At 36.1% G+C, this 19,286-nt stretch carries 21 protein-coding genes; 3 read left to right on the forward strand and 18 right to left on the reverse strand.

The annotated features are described in order from the left end of the window. Positions 1 to 39: 39 nt before the first annotated feature. From MKY60_RS15250 to hemE, 12 genes are all read right to left on the reverse strand, one after another. Positions 40 to 318 carry a hypothetical protein gene (locus MKY60_RS15250; protein WP_340880300.1) on the reverse strand — a complete coding sequence of 93 codons (279 nt, stop codon included), beginning with the start codon at positions 316 to 318 and terminating at the stop codon, positions 40 to 42. 162 nt (positions 319 to 480) lie between these two features. After that, the gene (locus MKY60_RS15255) at positions 481 to 1,353 is read right to left on the reverse strand and encodes an AraC family transcriptional regulator (RefSeq protein ID WP_340880301.1); all 873 of its coding nucleotides are present in this window, start codon (positions 1,351 to 1,353) and stop codon (positions 481 to 483) included. Positions 1,354 to 1,567: 214 nt separating this feature from the next. Continuing rightward, positions 1,568 to 2,005, reverse strand: a complete 438-nt coding sequence (locus tag MKY60_RS15260; RefSeq protein WP_340930464.1) for a VOC family protein — start codon at positions 2,003 to 2,005, stop codon at positions 1,568 to 1,570. 158 nt (positions 2,006 to 2,163) lie between these two features. Then, the gene (gene fabZ / locus MKY60_RS15265) at positions 2,164 to 2,589 is read right to left on the reverse strand and encodes a 3-hydroxyacyl-ACP dehydratase FabZ (RefSeq protein ID WP_340931107.1); all 426 of its coding nucleotides are present in this window, start codon (positions 2,587 to 2,589) and stop codon (positions 2,164 to 2,166) included. 498 nt (positions 2,590 to 3,087) lie between these two features. Further along, positions 3,088 to 5,277, reverse strand: coding sequence for a YhgE/Pip domain-containing protein (locus MKY60_RS15270; RefSeq protein ID WP_340880304.1), 2,190 nt, complete (start codon positions 5,275 to 5,277; stop codon positions 3,088 to 3,090). Positions 5,278 to 5,343: 66 nt separating this feature from the next. Continuing rightward, positions 5,344 to 5,913: a TetR/AcrR family transcriptional regulator gene (locus MKY60_RS15275; RefSeq protein ID WP_241598970.1), complete on the reverse strand. Its 570-nt coding sequence runs from the start codon at positions 5,911 to 5,913 to the stop codon at positions 5,344 to 5,346. Between the two features lie 92 nt (positions 5,914 to 6,005). Next, the gene (locus tag MKY60_RS15280) at positions 6,006 to 6,470 is read right to left on the reverse strand and encodes a FixH family protein (RefSeq protein ID WP_093496569.1); all 465 of its coding nucleotides are present in this window, start codon (positions 6,468 to 6,470) and stop codon (positions 6,006 to 6,008) included. Beyond that, a complete protein-coding gene (locus tag MKY60_RS15285) occupies positions 6,467 to 7,861 on the reverse strand; it encodes a sensor histidine kinase (RefSeq protein ID WP_340930467.1) in 1,395 nt (464 codons plus the stop codon). Before MKY60_RS15285 ends, MKY60_RS15280 begins: the two co-directional genes overlap by 4 nt. Beyond that, the gene (locus MKY60_RS15290; protein ID WP_340880306.1) at positions 7,858 to 8,532 is read right to left on the reverse strand and encodes a response regulator transcription factor; all 675 of its coding nucleotides are present in this window, start codon (positions 8,530 to 8,532) and stop codon (positions 7,858 to 7,860) included. Before MKY60_RS15290 ends, MKY60_RS15285 begins: the two co-directional genes overlap by 4 nt. Continuing rightward, positions 8,532 to 9,467: a YncE family protein gene (locus tag MKY60_RS15295; RefSeq protein WP_340880307.1), complete on the reverse strand. Its 936-nt coding sequence runs from the start codon at positions 9,465 to 9,467 to the stop codon at positions 8,532 to 8,534. Before MKY60_RS15295 ends, MKY60_RS15290 begins: the two co-directional genes overlap by 1 nt. 793 nt (positions 9,468 to 10,260) lie before the next feature. Beyond that, positions 10,261 to 11,190, reverse strand: coding sequence for a ferrochelatase (gene hemH, locus MKY60_RS15300; protein ID WP_093496572.1), 930 nt, complete (start codon positions 11,188 to 11,190; stop codon positions 10,261 to 10,263). 17 nt (positions 11,191 to 11,207) lie between these two features. Continuing rightward, positions 11,208 to 12,260, reverse strand: coding sequence for a uroporphyrinogen decarboxylase (gene hemE / locus MKY60_RS15305; protein WP_090570133.1), 1,053 nt, complete (start codon positions 12,258 to 12,260; stop codon positions 11,208 to 11,210). A gap of 197 nt (positions 12,261 to 12,457) precedes the next feature. Here hemE and MKY60_RS15310 point away from each other — a divergent pair, with 197 nt between their 5' ends. Further along, positions 12,458 to 12,952 (forward strand): antibiotic biosynthesis monooxygenase family protein, encoded by a 495-nt coding sequence (locus MKY60_RS15310; protein WP_093496573.1) that lies wholly within the window; start codon positions 12,458 to 12,460, stop codon positions 12,950 to 12,952. Positions 12,953 to 13,291: 339 nt separating this feature from the next. Here the strand turns inward: MKY60_RS15310 and MKY60_RS15315 are convergent, their stop codons facing one another. After that, entirely contained in the window at positions 13,292 to 13,450 is a 159-nt protein-coding gene (locus MKY60_RS15315; RefSeq protein WP_340880308.1) for a hypothetical protein, read from the reverse strand. A gap of 60 nt (positions 13,451 to 13,510) precedes the next feature. Here MKY60_RS15315 and MKY60_RS15320 point away from each other — a divergent pair, with 60 nt between their 5' ends. Continuing rightward, positions 13,511 to 14,044, forward strand: a complete 534-nt coding sequence (locus MKY60_RS15320) for a hypothetical protein (protein ID WP_340930469.1) — start codon at positions 13,511 to 13,513, stop codon at positions 14,042 to 14,044. Between the two features lie 388 nt (positions 14,045 to 14,432). Here MKY60_RS15320 and MKY60_RS15325 read toward each other — a convergent pair whose 3' ends face one another. The 5 genes from MKY60_RS15325 to MKY60_RS15345 form a co-directional block, all read right to left on the reverse strand. After that, a complete protein-coding gene (locus tag MKY60_RS15325; RefSeq protein WP_340930471.1) occupies positions 14,433 to 15,302 on the reverse strand; it encodes an alpha/beta fold hydrolase in 870 nt (289 codons plus the stop codon). A gap of 367 nt (positions 15,303 to 15,669) precedes the next feature. Continuing rightward, positions 15,670 to 16,113 carry a hypothetical protein gene (locus MKY60_RS15330; protein ID WP_340880311.1) on the reverse strand — a complete coding sequence of 148 codons (444 nt, stop codon included), beginning with the start codon at positions 16,111 to 16,113 and terminating at the stop codon, positions 15,670 to 15,672. 215 nt (positions 16,114 to 16,328) lie between these two features. Further along, positions 16,329 to 16,649 carry a T7SS effector LXG polymorphic toxin gene (locus MKY60_RS15335; protein ID WP_340880312.1) on the reverse strand — a complete coding sequence of 107 codons (321 nt, stop codon included), beginning with the start codon at positions 16,647 to 16,649 and terminating at the stop codon, positions 16,329 to 16,331. 79 nt (positions 16,650 to 16,728) lie between these two features. Then, complete coding sequence (locus MKY60_RS15340; RefSeq protein ID WP_340880313.1) at positions 16,729 to 17,925, reverse strand: ABC transporter permease; 1,197 nt, start codon at positions 17,923 to 17,925, stop codon at positions 16,729 to 16,731. Continuing rightward, the gene (locus MKY60_RS15345; RefSeq protein WP_093496575.1) at positions 17,909 to 18,658 is read right to left on the reverse strand and encodes an ABC transporter ATP-binding protein; all 750 of its coding nucleotides are present in this window, start codon (positions 18,656 to 18,658) and stop codon (positions 17,909 to 17,911) included. The genes MKY60_RS15340 and MKY60_RS15345 overlap by 17 nt, the downstream gene beginning before the upstream one ends. Positions 18,659 to 18,780: 122 nt before the next feature. Between MKY60_RS15345 and MKY60_RS15350 the strand changes: the two genes are divergently transcribed. Next, entirely contained in the window at positions 18,781 to 19,206 is a 426-nt protein-coding gene (locus MKY60_RS15350) for an HIT family protein (RefSeq protein WP_093496576.1), read from the forward strand. The last annotated feature ends 80 nt before the right edge of the window (positions 19,207 to 19,286 follow it).

Raw genomic sequence — 19,286 nt, forward strand, 5'->3', positions numbered from 1 at the left:
AAAAGCCTTACTCCTTCATGAAGTAAAGCACCTAGTTATCTATAAACTTCCAAAAAAAATAACGAAAGTCAAAAACGCTGATAACCCTGATGTAATAATTAATGTAGTCACACTCCTCGCCATTCCCTTCCAATCATGAATACCTGAAAAACCTAATACTCCTAAAATTAAAGTTAGCAATGTAATATATAAAACCAGAGTTAAAGGGTGTGTACCCATAACGGAATAATCAATCAGACCTGAAAATGAAACAAGGAGAAATAATAAAATACAAATTATTGATAAGATAAATGAACCTATGTTAATCTTTTTCTTCATTCAATATCTCCTTTTTTAGTTATTATAATTTTCTTCACTAACCTGCACCGCTTGTTTTAGAGTTACACTAACCTTCCGCATTAGTTTAAGTGTATACTTTCACAATCATCCCATCTATTAATAAAAGAGCTGCCAAAACAGCTCATTTATCTTTAATTAAATTTATTTTTTCAAAACTGGAATCCAAATTTCGCTCTTCACAGACGGTGAAGTTAGATCTTTAGTTTTAATCGACAATATCTCAGGTCCTACTGTTACTTGATAACTGGAAGACGGAAACCACTCGGAATAAATCCTTCCCCAAGTTTCTTGTAGCGTACTAGGAAAAGGTCCTGTTGATTCAAATATCACCCATGTTAAAGCAGGAACTTCTAGTTTTGAAAGTTGTTCGGGGAATTCTTGTGTAGTTGCAACTCCTATATACTGATCAAGCTCCCCTTTTTCTTCCATGCGGCCTTCAGAAAAATTTGTAGATGCTTGAATCATCCCTAAAGGTTCAACATTAGAGAGTTTTTTTAGTTGATCTATTTTTTCCATGGTCAAAGACTTCCACATTTCTGTAATTCCCTGGTTTTCTCCTTCAAAGATAATAGGAACTCTTTTCATGATACCGACTATGTTGAATGCTTCTTTTTGCTCAATCCTATAATTCATTTCTCTTCCTCCTCTAATTGATAATTGAAAGGTCATTAGTGGATAGGCCTTTAACTGCTTTCCATTGTTTCTTGCTTCAGATGGTGTTACACCGTGTAAATGTTGAAAAGCTCTAGTAAAAGAGTCCGGTGAATTGTATCCGTATTTAATCGCAATATCTATAATTTTTATGTTACTGATATTTAGCTCAAATGCTGCTAAACTTAGTCGTCTACGGCGAATATATTCTGACAATGTAATTCCTGCAAGGAAAGAAAACATTCTTTTGAAATGATATTCGGAACAATGAGCCAGCATAGCCACCATCTTGAAGTCTATTTCATTAGTTAGGTTTTCCTCAATATACTTCATTGCATCGTTCATGTTTTTAAGCGAATCCATTATACGACCTCCTTTCATCAATAGAATAGCAGGAATTGTATGTATTCATCCGACATTCTGTGCACCGTTTTGTAGGATTACTCATCTTCCGCTAAACTGCCGCATTAGTTCAATAAGAGAAAAATGCTTTACTCCTTCTTGAAGTAAAGCATCCGATAATTTAATAAGAGATCTTTAAGTTTGAAATATAAATTGTTATAAGTCCATTGAATATTTATCCTAGTTTCTCCGCCAACTCTAAAATAATCCCCTCTGGACCACGAACGTAACATAACTTATAAGTTTCTTTATATTGCTGTACCTCACTAAAGATTTCCGTACCCCTCTTTTTCAATTTTGCAACAACAGCATCAATATCTTCAACAGCAAAGCAAATATGTCGGATACCCAGTGTATTTGCAGAGGGTAGCTCAAGGTCTTTTTCGTCTGAGTGCGTACAAAATTTGACTAGCTCTATCCATGTTTGACCACCTGGCATCCCCATTCCTACACATGCCGTTTTAACATCATTAAGCCCAACAATTTTATCCAACTGCTTACCATCTAATTCCCATTCCGCATGCACTTCAAGTCCTAACTCAAGAAAAAAAGCTTTAGCCTCTGCAAGATTATTTACGTTTATACTCACATGATCTATTCTATTGATTTTCATATCTGATACCTCCCATGCTCCTGTTATTTTCAATACATGTATTCGTGTTAAGATGTTTGAAATTATTATTCGCTTAAAATAGGAAATATCCTTATTCAACTAACTTGCACCGTAAATTCAATAAGAAAAACGAATTTACCCATATATTGCACGAGATTTTAATCACCAAATGCAAATGTTATTTCTGTTTCGCAAACTAATGTCCCGTCAACCGTAGCTATACCTGTGCCTTTTCCAATAGGTCCTTTTAATCGAGTGATTTCAATCTCAAGACGAAGTTGGTCTCCTGGTTTTACTTGCTGTTTAAAACGACATTTATCTATTCCTACTAATAACCCTAATCGACCTTGGTTTCCTTCTTTAGTTAACATCACAACTGCACTTACTTGAGCTAATGCCTCAACAATTAATACACCTGGCATAACAGGGTAGTTGGGAAAATGCCCGTTAAAATATTCCTCTTTTGCTGTCACATTTTTTATACCAACCGCTCTTTTTCCTTCTTCTAATTCCAAAATCTTATCAACTAATAGAAATGGATATCGATGCCTAATTATTTCCTTAATTTTTTGAGTATCTAACATCATTTAATCCCCCATATCAATATTATTAAGACTATTAATTAATTTTATCACTAGGTATTAATAGTTGATACTATAAAATTAAGCTTCTTTAACAAAACTACCGCTGTTCTAGAAAATAATTAGTTTTTCCTTCTTAAACTAAAATGCAGCGTGTAAGTGTAACATTTCACAATTCTTATCTGAGATCACCTTAATGTTTTGGATATAAAAATAGACCATCTAATAATGGTCGCATTATGCTAGGACATGCCGCATATTAAACAATCATTCCCAGAACATCTGCTAAGCCCCAATCCCATCAAAATGGGTTTCCACACCATTCTGGAATGGAGGGCGACTCCTACGGGAATAGCGTGACGCCTGAGACTACAGGCTCAGGCCACGCCCGTGGAAAGCGTCCCAGGAATGGAAATCAATTTTGTGCACAGCAAAAAAAACAGCATTTTTCTCACAGAGAAAAATGCTGTTTTTGGGTTCTGTCCCAGCGTCTTCAAATTATTATGCTTCAACTGTTTCTTTAGAGTGACGTTTTTTGAACACTAGCATGAAATACCCCAAAGTTAGAGCAAGACACACAAACATAAATCCTAATAACACGCCGTTAGTTGACCAGAAGTTGCTTATGTCTCCAGTCGAAATGGAAGCTTTAAAGCTTTGCACTGAATAAGTCATCGGTAAGAACTTATTAAAGATTTGCAATGGCTGTGGTATTAGTTCCAATGGGAACGTACCAGCACTAGTTGTCAATTGAAGTATTAATATAACAATTGCAACAAAGCGACCTGGATCACCAAGTACCGTTACAAGTAATTGGACTATTGCTAGATAAGTAAAACTTGTAATGATTGTTGATAATATAAATAATCCTACACTTTGTGTCTCTAATTTCAAGGCAAACAAAGCAATAGCTACAACTACTAGAGATTGAATAATCCCAACTATCCCTAATACCGATACCTTACTCATAAACCAAGATGCACCGCCTGTAGGCTTAATCGCCGACTGGACAAATGGAAATACAATAGATATAAGTAATGCACCTACAAATAATCCAAGTGATAAGAAGTAGGGTGTAAATCCTGTACCATAGTTCGGTACTTCGTTCACTCCTTCAACTTCCACGTCAACTGGTGACGCTACCATGTCATAGGTTGAATCATTTGCTGAAACCTCTTTTGATTGCTCACTAGCATCCATTAAGCTGGATTGTAAAGTTTCCGTTCCTTCTGCTAATTGTTCCGTTCCTTCTGTTAGTTTAGATGAACCATCTGCTAACTCTCCAGATTTATCTGCTAATGTTCCTGTACCTGTTTTTAACTGACTTGAGCCAGCCGCTAATTCGTTTAGACCAGCTACTAAATTGTTGGAGCCTACATATGCTTGTTGCACACCTGTTGCTAATTCGTTCATCTTAGAAGCTAGAGTACTAGTTCCTGTTGCTAAGCTTGCTGAACCTTCTTTTAATGCACCTGAAGAATTATTCAATTGCGATATTCCCTGCTGTGCTTGTTTATAGCCCTCACTAATCTGTCCTGCTCCACTACTTACTTGAGTAGTTCCTTTTGATAGGGCTGCTGTACCATTAGCCAGCTTTTCTAAACCTGATGATACTGAAGAACTACCAGTTTCTAGCTGTTTCATCGTTTCTGTTAGTTGTGCTGCCTGTTCAGCTGGTAATGACGCTGATAATTGATTTAATTGTTGTGATAATGCTTGAATTCCAGCAGTTACCTGAGTAGAACCTTCGGATAACTGATTTGCACTATTATTTATAGTTACACTACTTGATTGTAATGTAGCTAAGGAGTTTATTAATTCTTTTTCTTTTTCACTTAGCAATTGATAGCTTTCATTAAGTTTAGCTACTCCACTTGTATACGTTTGAATCCCACTGTTCAATTGTTCTGCACCTGTAGCAGTTTGATTGACACCGTCTGCTAATTGTTTTGTTCCATCTGTAAGTGTGGATAAACCACTATTTAGATCGGTTGAACCAGTTGCGGCTTTCTGAATACCATCCACAACTGTACTAGTGCCATCTCGAAGTTCGACTGTACTACTTGCCAACTGTTCTAAGTAGCCTTTTAAATCAGATGCGCCAGTATTTATTTCTACTGCTCCATCTTTTAATGCGCCTGCTCCATCCGATGCCTCAGCAAATCCGTCACCTAATTTCGTAATAGAATCAAATAATTGTTCCGCATAAGTTGCTGAAACTTGCTTATTTACTTCCGCACGAATTCGGTCCATTGCGGTTTCCCCTATTTGAGAGGATAAGAAGTTATATCCTTCATTAGCTTTATACGTAATGACCATTTTTTGAGGTTCTTCGTCTAATAATGTTGTTGCATGTTGAGAAAAGTTTTCTGGAATTTCAATTAATAAATAATAATCCTCATTTACTAATCCTTTATCTGCTTCTTCCTTTGAAACTGAAACAAACTTGAACTGTCCACTTTCTTTTAACTTCTCTGATAGGTCATCCCCTAAAGTTAAACTAGTATCGTTATACTCAGCACCCTCATCGGCATTTACTACTGCTACCGGTAGATCACTTAAATTTGCATAGGGATCCCAAAATGCCCATAGGAACATTCCTGCATACATTACAGGTATAAACAAAACTGCAATTATAGGAATGAGTAGCTTCCTATTTGTAAATATACTTTTCCATTCTGATTTAATCATTAATACTCCTCCTAATACTGTATGACCAATTCGTTCAATCAGTCATTTCATTCCAAAAAATTAGTCTCAAATAATGAGACTCTGGAAAATAGTGTCTTGAAAAAAGTCTGTAATTTCCTGTTCTGTTAAAGGTTTTTCGTGAGTTAAATTCCAGTCGTTAACAAACGCCAAATACCCTTTTAAGAGTAAATATGCAACTAGTTCACTATTTACCTGGCGAACTTCTCCTAGATCCATATACTTATCAATCTTCTGTTTGATAAAAGAAACAATGGCTTGCTCTATTTGCGCCTTCACCTGCTTTACCGCTGGCGTTCTCCATTCCTGTTCTTCCGCAATAATTTTAGCAAACAATTGATGAGTATCCCGGAATTCTAGCATTTTCATCAAGGCTGCATACGCATTTTCTTGGAAAGAAGCATCTTCTTTAATCACTTTTGTCGCTTCTTGTTTCATCTCTGTAATAATACGAAGGACAATTTCTTGAAAAAGGACTTCTTTATTTTCAAAAAAAGTGTAGATTGTCCCTTTACCAACATTCGCTATTTTAGCTATTTGCTCCATCGTAGTAGCTTTATAGCCAAAAAGAGAAAAAGATTTTGTCGCAGCCTCTAATATTTCCTGCCTACGATCCATTCTTATTCAACTCCTATAAAAAAAATGACTAGAAAACCATTTCGGTCATCTAGTCATTATAATACACTCATCTTATTTCTTTGGCAAGCCTTTTATTCATGATTCATATGACTCATTGAATCATCACTTTCATCCGGAATTACTTTACTCATATCCGGTTCTCCAACAATCAGTTCCTGCTTCGGCATAACATGAAGTCCCCTTGCATTTGTATGGGCAAACATATAATAGACTCCATCATGATCAAATGAGTAATTCGCTTCATACACGCCATCCTCGGTTAAATTTCCCTCTACCATATGACCTTCCTCACGCAAACCTGATTCCCATACCTCAAATTCAACAGTAGCATCATCTACTGCTTCATCCGATTGGCTTACTTTTGCAGATAATACAACATCTTCTACAGATAGTGTTTTAGCCGTTTGAATGTCTACTACTACTTCTTCTAATGTACCTTCATTATGACTTGATGATGCCCCTTCAGTTGCTTCTTTATCTCCACAACCCACCAGTGTCATAGTTGCAAATACAAGAACTGCTAATGTTTTCTTCATAAAAATGAATCCCCCCAAGTTGGTAATGTTATATAAACAGTTGTTCCTTTTTCTACTTGACTTGTGAATACTAGCTTTCCTTTTTGCATTTCGATAAGTTGAGAGGCAATGGATAAGCCAAGTCCAGTTCCCCCATCTATACGACTTCTGGCCTTATTCACACGATAAAATCTTTCGGTAATATGCGCCAAATGCTCTTGTGCAATTCCACAGCCTTGATCTTTTATAAAAATTGTTGTTTCGCTCATTGTCATTTCATTTCCTATCTCGATGGTGGATGAAACAGGGGAATAATGAATAGCATTTTCTAAAATATTGATCAATATTTGTTTAGTCATTTGCTCATCTGCTCTTAGAATTGTTTCCTCATCTATTGTAACAGTAAAAGAGATTTGCTTCTTGTCTGCCAATGTTTTTACGAGTTGCAATACCTCGCGTACAACCTCTGATAATACTAATGGTGTTATGTCCATTTCTTGATGCTGTTCAGAACGTGCTAAAGTAAGTAAATCATTTGTCAGTTTCTGCATTCGTATTGCCTCTTGCACAATAAGTGTGTAAATCTCTTTATTCTTTTCCTCTGGAACGAGCTCCTGTTCAAATGCTTCCCCATACCCTTTTATATAACTAATAGGAGTCCGTAGCTCATGAGAGACAATAGATAAGAAATCTCTTTTTTTCTCGTCCTCTTCTTGAATAGACGTTGCCATTAGGTTAAAGGTTTTGGCGAGTTCTCCAATTTCATCAGAGGATTTTATGTCAACTCGCGTCTCGTATTTTCCTGCTGTCATTTCATTGGCTGCTAATTTAAGCTTATCTAACGGAACAAGCACTTTTTGCAATGTCTTCAAACTGGCCCATGCCATTATAAGTAGAAGAAAAGATACTGTTATCAATAAAAAAATTACATCCTTCGAAGCCATTTCGGTCATTTTCGTTAATGGTACATATACATAAATAATTCCTTCTAGCCTATTTTCATCAACTAATGGATAAATAACGGATACAACTTCTCTATTAAACCTCTTCTCATAGCCTCGCTTAATAACCGCCTCGCCTTCAATCAGCTGGGCACGTTCCTCATGTCCAATTAAGGTCTCATAGTCTACATCAAATGGCAAGCAAGCGCTAAGTTCCCGAGGATTCCGAACTGTAAAAACCTCTACGTCAGAAAAACGATTGAAGTCTTCTGTCTGTTTGATGAACTCATTTGTAACCGCTCCACCCTTATACGTTTTTTGCAAGTTTTCTGCAATCTCCACCATCGAAGTTTCCTTATCCTCGACATAAAGCTCCTCATATAGAAAATTAGTGAATATTACTAAGAACACTATCGTGATTGCTATGAATAAAAGAAGTAGCATCCAAATTTTTACGGATAACTTTTTCATTCCAAAACCTCAAAGCGATATCCAATACCCCACACAGTCTCAATATATTTAGCTGCTTGTTCTCCTAGCTTTAGCCGCAGTGTCTTAATATGTGTATCAACAGTACGAGTTCCGCCTTCATAATCTAGTCCCCAAATTCGTTCTAATAGCTGCTCCCTAGAAAAAACTTTTCCTTCATGCTTCATAAAAATATAGAGGAGTTCGTATTCCTTTAATGTTAGTTGAATTTTTGCATGATTAACTGAAATTTGTCTACCTATTAGATCATGTTCAATAATACCTGCTTTATATTGATCAGTTTTAGTATAAATACCTGCCCTACGAAATATAGCATTTATACGAGCCATTAATTCGATAGCAGTGAAAGGTTTAATGACATAATCATCCCCTCCAAGCTTCAACCCTTTGACTAAGTCTGTTTTAGCATCTAATGCTGTTAGAAAGATAATCGGTACGGAGGAAAATATACGTATCTCCTTACAAACTTCAAAGCCACTCATGCCCGGCATCATCACATCTAGGAGTATTAGATCCACTTGAGAGGTTTGCACTATTTCTATTGCGACTTCGCCATTATCTGCATGGAGTACATGATGACCAGCTTCATGTAGATGAAGTTCAACTAGCTTACGCATTTCCCGTTCATCATCTACGACTAATATTGTCGGCATCATTTAACCTCCCTTACTATTAATTGGAATGGGCCTTTCCCGACCTGTATTTCCTTTATAATTTCATTAGATTGGATAAAATATAATTGATGATCATCATAGCCAGCAAGCACCATATTATCTCCAAATGAACTTATCCAAAACGGGTTTGCTCCAACTTTCATGGAGTTTAGAACTTCACCGGTTTCTGATATTTCATATACCATGCTACTTCCATGACTTACACTGAAAATGTGCCTATTTGGTGCTCTTGCCATATTGATAGGCATTAATGGAGCTTCAATTTCGCCAATAAGCTCACCGGTTTTTATGTTAATCCTCTTAATGGTGCGATTGGGACTACTTCCTGCACCATGACCACCTAGCCAAAGCTCATTGTCCTGTAAAAAAAGGCCATGAGAAGAGGTCGGAATCATCCATTCATCCACTTGCTCCAAATCCATAGTCAGTACAGATAGAAACTCATCTTTAAAGTTAACAACAAAAATATTACTTCCATCAGAAATCATCGCCATTGGATAATTACCAGTGAAACTAGTCTGTAGTTTTTTTCCTTTGGTATTGTAGAGAGAAACTGTATTACTCTGGCCATTTGCTATATAAATTTTTTCTTCATATACATACGCGTAGGTAGTACCCTCACCTACAGTAATCGAAGCAATCTGTTTACCTGTAGACAATTCAATTAGCGCTGCTTTCTCAACGCCATATCCATAAACTAGAAGTAAATCATCTGTCACTAATGTAAAACCAGTATAAGCCTCCTCTAGCTCCCAAGTTTCCAGTATTTCAGCCTCTTTGGATATAAAATCAATGCTTCCACCTAGAGTATTCAAGCTAGCGACAAAATCAGTATCTGAGGGGATGGCTGGAAAGCTTGCCTCTGAACAACCTCCAATAATGCAAAGTAACAAAAGTATATATAACTTCTTCACCTATCCACCCCCATTTCTTCCATTATAACTAGAACATGTGAAAAAAGTTTGAAATAGATTTCAATTTTTTGAGTTTCACCAAACTGAGTTAGAGTTTGACAAAGCGAATATAGCTTCACTAGACAAACGTAAGTGCGTGCTGATTTCCGTTTTCAGGTGGACGCTTTCCGCGGGCGTTGCCTCAGCCTCCTCGCTTCGCTGCGGGTCTTCACCTAACGCATTTCCCGCTGGAGTCGCCACCTTTCTCTTCAATCATTGTAAGAGTAGTACTCTATAGTTAGAATTAGTAACAGAGTATCAGACATAAAATTAGATAACATCTATTCTATAGAGTAGTGCTAGAGATCCCAAAATTGTCCTTCCTAAACTTTCTTTACGAATATGAAAGTGTTTTTTCGCTAGTTATCAGAAAAAAAAGCTTCTTAATCTTTTTCTTACAGTTCCAGGGGTACGACTGACAGCATTTGCCACAAGATTATTAAAAAAATGTCCTAAACACCGAAAGATGTTTAAGACATTTAACCTAACTAGTATTGAGTCAATTTATTTAATGATTACTTATTTCATCATAAAGTACAATTTTTTTTAATATTACCCGTTTATTTAAGGTGGATCTCGTTGATTGAAGCGCAAGGCGGCGACTCCAGTGGGAGCAGTACGAGCTGAAAGCCCCGCAGGAACGCAGTGACGAGGAGATTGAAGCCGTATCCACGGAAACGTCCGCCTGAAGCGGAAATCAACTGTGCTCGGATTTTACTACTAATTACTTCAATATGAAATTGACTTTATTATATTATTTTAAGTGTTTCAAAACAACATCAGCCATAGCGTCGATGAATTGTGCCTGCGCATTTGGCATTTCAGGACGTACATATGTCGCTCCGATATCATCACATACTACTTTACATTCATAGTCATTATCGTAAAGAACCTCTAAATGCTCTGCTACGAATCCTACTGGAGTATAAACAAATGTTGTATATCCTTTTTCTTCGTGTAATTCACGAGTTAAATCTTGTACGTCTGGACCAATCCAAGGCTCTGGAGTTTGTCCAGCACTTTGCCAGCCCACTGCGTAGTTTTTCACACCTGCTGCCCCAGCAATTAAGTCAGCTGTTTCTTGCAATTGGTCTGGATATGGATCACCTAGCTCTTTAATCTTTTCTGGAAGTGAGTGTGCAGACACGATTAAGCATGCTTTTTCGCGTTGCTCCTCTGTCATTTCTGCGAATGCTGCACTTACTTTATCACTCCAGTATTGAATGAATTTCGGTTCATCGTACCAGCTTTCGATAGAAGTTATTTTTAGGTTACCAAGCTTTTCTGCTTCTTCTTTAATACGACCATTATATGATTTAATAGAGAAAGTAGAGAAGTGTGGTGCTAATACCATAGATACCGCTTCTGTAATACCATCTTTATGCATTTCTGCAACTGCATCTTCTAAGAAAGGTTCGATATGCTTTAAACCTATATATAACTTGAATTCAATTTCATCTTGTAATTCATTTAAACGGTCGCATAATCCTCTTGCTTGGCTTTCAGTAATTTTAGCAAGCGGTGAAATCCCACCTATTGCTTCGTAACGACCAGTTAAATCGGCTAGCTGCTCATCACTTGGTTTACGACCATGTCTGATATGTGTATAATATCGTTCAATATCCGCTTCTGAATATGGGGTTCCGTAAGCCATAACTAATAATCCCATTGTTTTTTTCATCATATTCACCTCATAAAAATTTAGTTTGATTTTGCTGCTATTAGTTCTTTACTATAGTCATGTACAAATGAAGTTAAACGTTTTAGTGTATCGGGATCTACCTCTGGGAACACACCATGACCAAGGTTAAAGATATGCCCCGGCTGTGCCACACCCTGCTCAACGATAATTTTCGCACGCTTCTCAATCTCTGCCCAATCACCAATAAGATAGGATGGATCTAAGTTCCCCATCAACGGCTTCGTTAATCCTTTTGCACGAGCTTCTTCTATTGATAAACGCCAGTCAATCCCAACCACATCAACAGGAAGATCATGCCATTCCATTGCTAAGTGGCTAGCTCCAACACCGAATGTAATAAGCGGAACGCCTGTTTCACGAAGCTCCGTGAAAATACGTGTCATTACTGGTTTGATGAAAATACGGTAATCCGCTACATTTAACGCTCCAACCCACGAATCAAATATTTGAATAGCCTTCGCACCAGCTTTAACCTGCGCTTTGATGTATACGATAATCATATCAGCAAGCTTGTCCATCAGTGCAAACCAAGCCTGTGGTTCAGAAACCATGAATGCTTTCGTTTTGTTGTAGCTTTTAGAAGGTCCCCCCTCAATCATATAGCTAGCAAGAGTGAATGGTGCCCCTGCAAATCCGATTAATGGAACATTCAGCTGCTCTGTCGTCAATAATTTTATCGTATCCAAAACAAATGGCACATCATCTTCGGGTGATAAATCACCTAGATTTGCTACATCTTGAACTGTACGAATCGGATTTGAAATTACTGGCCCAACTCCATTTTTAATCTTTACATCAACGCCTATTCCAACAAGCGGTGTTACTATATCTTTATACAGAATTGCTGCATCAACGTTATAATTTTCTACTGGTAAACGTGTAACATAAGCACATAATTCAGGTTCATGCGTAATTTGTTCTAAAGAGTATTTTTCTTTTATTTTTCTATATTCAGGTTGTGATCTTCCAGCTTGCCTCATAAACCAAACTGGCGTGTGATCTACTTGCTCTCCTCGTGCTGCGCGAAGGAGTGTATCGTTAAATTTAGTCATTAAAGGAACCTGCCTCTCATTATATAAACGTACTATTTTCTATACGTTTCAACTATAGACGTTCTTATTTCTAAAGTATAGCCATATAGTGTATTTGTCATAAAATTGTCCTGTTTCAGTGTAGTTAGGTAGGTAATATGTTTCTTAAAGAGCTATTATGGGAATGATATAGTAAAAAGAAAAGGGGAGGTATCCAAATGAATTTATATATGACATCCGGTACACCGGAGTTTATGCAATCCATAAAAAAGAAATACCAGAAAGAAGAGCTCTTCTTATTACATGGGACTGGTAACTCCGTCCTTATCCACGAAACATCTAGCAAGACCATTTTTCAAGTGCCAAGAAAATACGAAATTCTAGAGTCTGCTGGTCAGTTCTCTCATAAAGGTTACTTCGTCCTTCACAATATACCCCTTTCAGACGAAGGGAAATCCATATTTGAATATAAATATACAAATTTAAGTCCAACCGCTCAAAATGACCCTGGGTTTATCGCTCTTAGAGTTCTTAAACCTATCAAATCCGATACATATATCATTTTGTCGGAATGGTCTGGACCAAGCAGCTACGAAGTATGGGAAAAATCAGTCAACCTAGACTTTAGTATGGTTGCGGATAAGCAAAATCTATTCACAAGCGCACCGTATATCTCCACTTATCAATCCACACAAGAAGAGGAAGCTAATTAAAGCTCCCTCTCTTGCGTGTAAATGTCAGGTTTCCAAACAATTCGGATTTCAATACGAACCTGGTACTTTCGACTTTTACACTAATTGCTCTGTACATCAATAAAAAAATTCTATGTAACAGTATAACTTTTTTCCTTTAATAAGTCTGCTATATAAAATAGAGTGGAGATTAAAATTGAAAGCAAAATAACTATGATAGTACAAAAAATATAAAGCGGTGATTCATAAGGAATATCACTTGATAAGAAATTTCCTAAAGCCAAAAACAGGAATAAAGATACAACCTCCATGGAGGTAATCTAAATCTGTATGGTCAAAGAAATCTCCAAGATAATCATCTTACGATACACCAAGTGCGACCGCTTCAGCATAATCATTAAATAGTTCATTGTCAAAGAAGCCAAATGCCATGCTTAAAAAATGGTCAGTGTAATTTTTACCCACAGCCCCAGTTTGTGTGATAGGTAACAGGTCCTTTACTTCAATAAGAAATGTCAATTAAATAATTTTCATTAATCTGGAAACAATACACCTAATGATACATTGAGGTGAAGAAAAATGACCAGAACTATTTCCCTATTCCTACTTTCATTTTGTTTGTTATTTTTATTGACCGTCTTTGCAACTGCAAACAATAAGCCCAATCCTTATGAAGTAATATATCCTGAAATCGGATATAAGACTGTGGAAGAAGCATCTAAGGATTTTGAACAACATTTTAAACAAAGACTAAAGCTGCCACTTAGAGTTCCCCCGATAAGCTTCACTCATCATTTCGGGAGATTTAATGATTTAGAGGGCGACACCAATGACTCATTTGAAGTAGAATTTATCAGTGATTTATCATCTGAAAATCATTATAAAATTGATGTTCGACCTATTAAGTACGGTATTCCTAAACGAGAGAAGTCTGTGTTAAAAACCTTTGAATTAAATAATGGGAATAAAGCCACTTATATGACTATTTCAGGCTTTAACGTGCTTGTTTTTGAAAGTGAAAATTGGCAGTATATGCTAAGCATCAATAAGCAAGTTTTAGATAAAGTTACTCCCGAAAACTTAGTTGAAATAGCAAATTCTATTGATTATTGAATCGAATCAAAAATTTTTCTTCTTAAACTAACGGTGTGCTTTACTTCAAGAAGGAGTAAAGCCTTTTTTTCTTATTGAACTAACGCAACAGTTTAATTGAATAAGGATTTTTTATGGAACATAGGGAAAATACTTTTCTTCTCTCTTCATAACCTAGCGAGAAGATTACTTTGATAGAAACATTATAATTATAATTGTGAAGATTCTCATTATTAGGTACGATAAGGTTGCTTGGAGTGAAAATTTAAAGGAACAGGTTGGATGTATAGATGAGGTAGACATTAGAATATTTGAATATATAAAATAAAATTTTGTTGTGGTCTTTATTTAACTAACGAAGTGCTTTATTAAAAAGTTAACAACAAAATAAAGTGAACGAAGTTCATTGTTATAAAAATCTTTTTAAACACTGAATTATAATATCAGGTCTGTCTATGTGAATGTCATGATCACTTCCTTCAGCAATAACTAACTCGCCTTTCTTAGACGAATGAGATAATTCTATCTGCAACTCACGCCAAGTATCTTCATATAAAATTGCTTCTTCCACAGGTATGTCATGTTCAACAAAAGCCTTTACTGATACTGCTTTATCTCTTGTGATTACTATTAGTGGAATGTTAGGAAAATCACCCAGTTCTAATATATTTTCGCTACTAATTCCCCAGTTTTCAAATTCTTTGGCAATTGTCTTGAAGAAGAGGGGATTTGTTATCAATTCCTCATAATCTTTTGCTTCGCTATAAGGTAAAGTATTTTCGTACTCAACAATCATATTCTTGAATTTAATATTCAGTTCCTCTTTTGATTTGTTAGAGTTCTCCATATTATTTTCTACCATCTTATCTATTGAAATTAAGGAATTCATTACAGGTATATCAAGATTGTATAACTTGTTAAAATTATATGATGTAGAATCTATAAGGATCACTCCCTTTATTTTGTGAGAGTACATTTTTGAGAACTGCTGTACACATAAGCCTCCAAAAGAATGACCAATTAGAACAAATTTTTCAGTGATACCTATTCTATCTATAAGTTCATAAAGTTCTTCAGCAATATTTTTAGTTGTTCGAAGTTCTTTTGAAACTGGACTATTTCCATATCCAGCCCTATGGTACATAACAATCGTAAAGTCTTCTTGGATTTCTTGAATAAAAGGATACCAATTATAAAAAGAACCACCTATCCCTGTTTCTAGGATAAGAATAGACTTCCCACTACCAACTACCTTATATTCCAACTCTATATCTTTCAAAAAATCCCTCCTTTTTAACGAATGCTGATTTACCGCTCCTTCAGCTAATCTCTTCATAAACCCACCCTAATTTTAACATAAATATCCAGTTTAGGTGAAAATCATTAAACCAAATGTAGGGTATAGAATTTTACGATAAATTAACCCTTTCGTTTAACATAGCCTTTTTATTTAACACGTTATCAAAGTAAGCTGTGTTCAGAAATGATAGCGTTCTACATCGAACCCAACCTATTCATAAGTATCTTAATATTCACGAATAAACAATTTATATTATCTTCCCATAAAACTTTTTATGAACTGTTAGTTGTAGTCTTAACTAGATGAATTATTTGAGTGTCTGATTTGAGTGCCTAGCACCCAACAATTATGAATAGGACATATTAAAATGGTCAGACCCTCCATTGTTTTGTAAATCAATCGTATCATAAGCATTTTCATCCTTCTTTTTTACTAAAAACATAACATTCGTACCAAAGCCCTCTTCAACTTCGGATTGGTATTTTATTTGCAAAATCTTATCTTCGATACTAAACGATATATCAGAGTAATGGACCCCATCTGAATGAAATAATATATACGTGACACCATCACTTGTATTAAACATATACATGCCATTTTCTAAGTCTGCTTCGTTAAAACCTGGAAAATTTGTGTACATCTTATCAGTTTCGTATTTTACTTCCTTAATAGACACATCACTATTACCAACTACATCAGATTGCGAAATGACAGTAAAGTCTTCTTTCTTACTGCATCCCGTAAGCAACATCACAGTCACGAGTACCATTATCAATTTTATAACTTTCATACAATCATCCTTCCATTCTTCATGAACATAACCTTACTTGCCTGTTCCTCACTAATTTCCTTCATTCGACAAAGGTATAAGTAAATCCTTCTAAATTTTTTGCGGCACTAGCCATGCTCACACTGGAAGTAATCGCAGTAAAAGAAAGCTCTGTTAAAGCATGGTTCATTTTAGTCAAGCATAAATAACTGCTTTTTTGACAATTGTATTCGGTTTTAGATAATCAACAAATGCAAGTTTGTACCTTCAAAGTACCCATCGAGCTCGCGGAAACCACTATCATCGAATTCCTCTTCTACTTTGTTGACCACTTCATATTGAATTGGCTTACTTGTCAAAAGTTGAGTTAAAGTATCATCACTTTTTCTCTTAGAACTAATGACTCCCTTCTGTACTCCGCTATCATCTATATGCGGCAAGGCAACAATATCACTCACTTGATCCATATTACTATTTGCCTCATCCGTCAAGCTAGCAGTGAGTTCGCCAACTATTCTCAAAGTAAAATAGTGGTTATTTTGATAGAAGCAGAACAAGAGGCGGTTCGTGATTCAAAGTCACGATCCACCTCTCTATTGTCTTCCAGTATGCAAGTCAGTCCAAAACACGTATTGCTTATATTTTACTAACCCGTAAAGTCAATTCAGAAACAATTATCATCATGATCGGAATAAGAATTAAATCCATTATAACCCCAGCTTGTACTAAGATTACGACCAGTACAAGGATAGCCTGAATCAATTGGATAATTCGGATTAAGCGGTTAATTGCTTTTGTCCGAGCTCCTTCATTGATAGGGAACAACAGATCCATACGGAACTCGTACCCTGATGATAAAGACTGACGTAGCTGTATTACTGTAGCAAATGAAAGTGCACTAGTAAAAATAATCGCAACTATTGGAAAAGGTATGAAAATTGCTCCAACAATAGCTAGCGCTGTAAGACGAATCCACAGATAAAAATAATCATTCGTACGGATAAACGTACGCAAAACCAAATAAAATTGTGTATTTTTTTGTTCATAAGGTGCAAGTTTGTATAGAATATCAAGCCATTTTCTTCGTTTCGTCATACCTTGGATATGCGGAACATCCGTAAAATAATTTGCGAAACGATAAAAACGCATCATACGTGCCTGCTCCACTTCAATGAAATGATCAAAAGGAAATGGCACTTCTGCTTTTTTCCTCTTCCAAGCTATTAAATACAGCACTTGAATAATAACGACTGCAAGTAAAAATAGATAACTACCGCTTAGCAAGAAATACAATCCTGCAAAGAGTAAAAACATTCGCATGAAATAATCTACCCAAACATTTTTTCCATTGGATGCCCACCGATATTGGAACTCAGTTTGTATACTCCAATACTTCCATATAAGGATTGCACCGAAGAAGTACAAAATTTCGCCTGATGTGGAACCCGCTACTCTTGTTAATAATGGTATCGAAACTACTAACGCTGCTAACGGAACAACAATAGAAGAAAAGAAAGTCCAAGTTAGAGCATGTTTCAAATATTCGCCTAGTTTAATTTCTAATGGAAGAAAGTAAACACTATCCGCTTTTTTCATCAACGTAACTGGCGTACTTAACGCTATTAAAATACTGACTATGAAGGAAACAACTAAAAAGGCGGGAAAATCCTTTGGAGCTGTATTTAACCATTCACTATACGTATACCCTGCAGCACCTATTACGAATACAATAACAATTGCAATATGCCCAGAAATAATATACTTCAAGTATTTTTGCAGTTCATTTATATAAAATAAAAAACGTTTACTCCATACTTCACGCAAATTGTTCATTTTGCTGTTCCTTCGTCATTTCGATATAAAGATCATCCAGTGTCGCATCAGGCATTTGAAATGCCGCCCGTAGATCATCCATTGTCCCTTGTGCACGAATTTTCCCGTTATGCAATAGAAGAATACGATCGCAGTATCTTTCCGCAGTAGTTAATATATGAGTGGACATTAATACCGATGCTCCCTCATCTTTTCTTGACTTCATTTGATCCAGTAATGATTGGATACCTAAAGGATCGAGCCCTACAAATGGTTCATCGATAATGAATAACGCTGGATTCACAAGGAACGCACACATTATCATCACCTTTTGTCTCATTCCTTTAGAAAAGTGAGCTGGAAACCAATTCAACCTTTTTTCCATACGAAATTCTTTTAAAAGAGCCTCTTTTCTCGCTTCAAAAACAGATTCATCTAAATTGTATGCCATAGCTGTTAGTTCCAGATGTTCCTTTAAGGTCAACTCATCATATAGGACTGGTGTTTCGGGAATATAGGAAAAGGATGTACGGTATTGTGCTGGATCCTCTTTTAATGTTTTACCATTTAGAAGTATCTCACCCTTCAACGCGTTCATTGTACCGATAATATGTTTGATGGTCGTACTTTTACCTGCACCATTCAACCCGATTAATCCTACTAGTTCTCCCTTTTCAATCGAAAAGTTTAAATCATGTAAAACAGGCTTTCTAGTATAGCCCCCTGTTACATCTTTGACCTCTAATACAGTCATTTCTAGCACCTCACTTCTTATTTATAAGTTTACCAAAATAATTTCAAAAAATCTTCTATGATCCAACAGCCTGTCCTATTATATGTTAAACTTTTCATAACGATGAATTTGGAGGGTATATGATGAGTGAATGTATTTTTTGTAAAATAATCGATGGTTCTATCCCAAGTGCAAAAATCTATGAAGACGACCATGTTTATGCTTTTATGGATATAATGCCGCTAACAAAGGGTCACACGCTAATTATTCCTAAAAATCACAAAGAAAATATCTATGATTTATCCGAAGAAGAAGCCAGCAACTTATTCAAGGTTGTCCCAAAAATTGCGAGCGTACTTAAAGAAAGCTTCGGGCCAGTAGGCATGAACCTATTAAACAACAACGGTGCCCCTGCAGGGCAAAGCGTATTCCATTTCCATTTACACTTTATCCCACGCTACGATCAAACCGATGGCTTCCGTCCAACTTGGATTACGAAAGAGAAAACATTTACCCCTGAGATCATTCAAAATTTAGCAGCAGAATTGTATGAAAAATTGAAGAAGTAGTTCTTGCTTTTATGATCCAGAGAACGTACAATCATAAATAAGTTTCTTGCTAACGATCATGAGGATACGTTAGAAGAAAA

Source organism: Psychrobacillus sp. FSL K6-1415 (genome assembly GCF_038003185.1).
GTDB classification, from domain to species: domain Bacteria; phylum Bacillota; class Bacilli; order Bacillales_A; family Planococcaceae; genus Psychrobacillus; species Psychrobacillus psychrodurans.

Bases quoted from the DNA above. Each gene is read 5' to 3' on its own strand.
- MKY60_RS15250 (WP_340880300.1), bottom strand. From the start codon at position 318: ATGAAGAAAAAGATTAACATAGGTTCATTTATCTTATCAATAATTTGT.
- MKY60_RS15255 (WP_340880301.1), bottom strand. From the start codon at position 1,353: ATGGATTCGCTTAAAAACATGAACGATGCAATGAAGTATATTGAGGAA.
- MKY60_RS15260 (WP_340930464.1), bottom strand. From the start codon at position 2,005: ATGAAAATCAATAGAATAGATCATGTGAGTATAAACGTAAATAATCTT.
- fabZ (WP_340931107.1), bottom strand. From the start codon at position 2,589: ATGTTAGATACTCAAAAAATTAAGGAAATAATTAGGCATCGATATCCA.
- MKY60_RS15270 (WP_340880304.1), bottom strand. From the start codon at position 5,277: ATGATTAAATCAGAATGGAAAAGTATATTTACAAATAGGAAGCTACTC.
- MKY60_RS15275 (WP_241598970.1), bottom strand. From the start codon at position 5,913: ATGGATCGTAGGCAGGAAATATTAGAGGCTGCGACAAAATCTTTTTCT.
- MKY60_RS15280 (WP_093496569.1), bottom strand. From the start codon at position 6,470: ATGAAGAAAACATTAGCAGTTCTTGTATTTGCAACTATGACACTGGTG.
- MKY60_RS15285 (WP_340930467.1), bottom strand. From the start codon at position 7,861: ATGAAAAAGTTATCCGTAAAAATTTGGATGCTACTTCTTTTATTCATA.
- MKY60_RS15290 (WP_340880306.1), bottom strand. From the start codon at position 8,532: ATGCCGACAATATTAGTCGTAGATGATGAACGGGAAATGCGTAAGCTA.
- hemH (WP_093496572.1), bottom strand. From the start codon at position 11,190: ATGATGAAAAAAACAATGGGATTATTAGTTATGGCTTACGGAACCCCA.
- hemE (WP_090570133.1), bottom strand. From the start codon at position 12,260: ATGACTAAATTTAACGATACACTCCTTCGCGCAGCACGAGGAGAGCAA.
- MKY60_RS15310 (WP_093496573.1), top strand. From the start codon at position 12,458: ATGAATTTATATATGACATCCGGTACACCGGAGTTTATGCAATCCATA.
- MKY60_RS15320 (WP_340930469.1), top strand. From the start codon at position 13,511: ATGACCAGAACTATTTCCCTATTCCTACTTTCATTTTGTTTGTTATTT.
- MKY60_RS15330 (WP_340880311.1), bottom strand. From the start codon at position 16,113: ATGAAAGTTATAAAATTGATAATGGTACTCGTGACTGTGATGTTGCTT.
- MKY60_RS15340 (WP_340880313.1), bottom strand. From the start codon at position 17,925: ATGAACAATTTGCGTGAAGTATGGAGTAAACGTTTTTTATTTTATATA.
- MKY60_RS15345 (WP_093496575.1), bottom strand. From the start codon at position 18,658: ATGACTGTATTAGAGGTCAAAGATGTAACAGGGGGCTATACTAGAAAG.
- MKY60_RS15350 (WP_093496576.1), top strand. From the start codon at position 18,781: ATGAGTGAATGTATTTTTTGTAAAATAATCGATGGTTCTATCCCAAGT.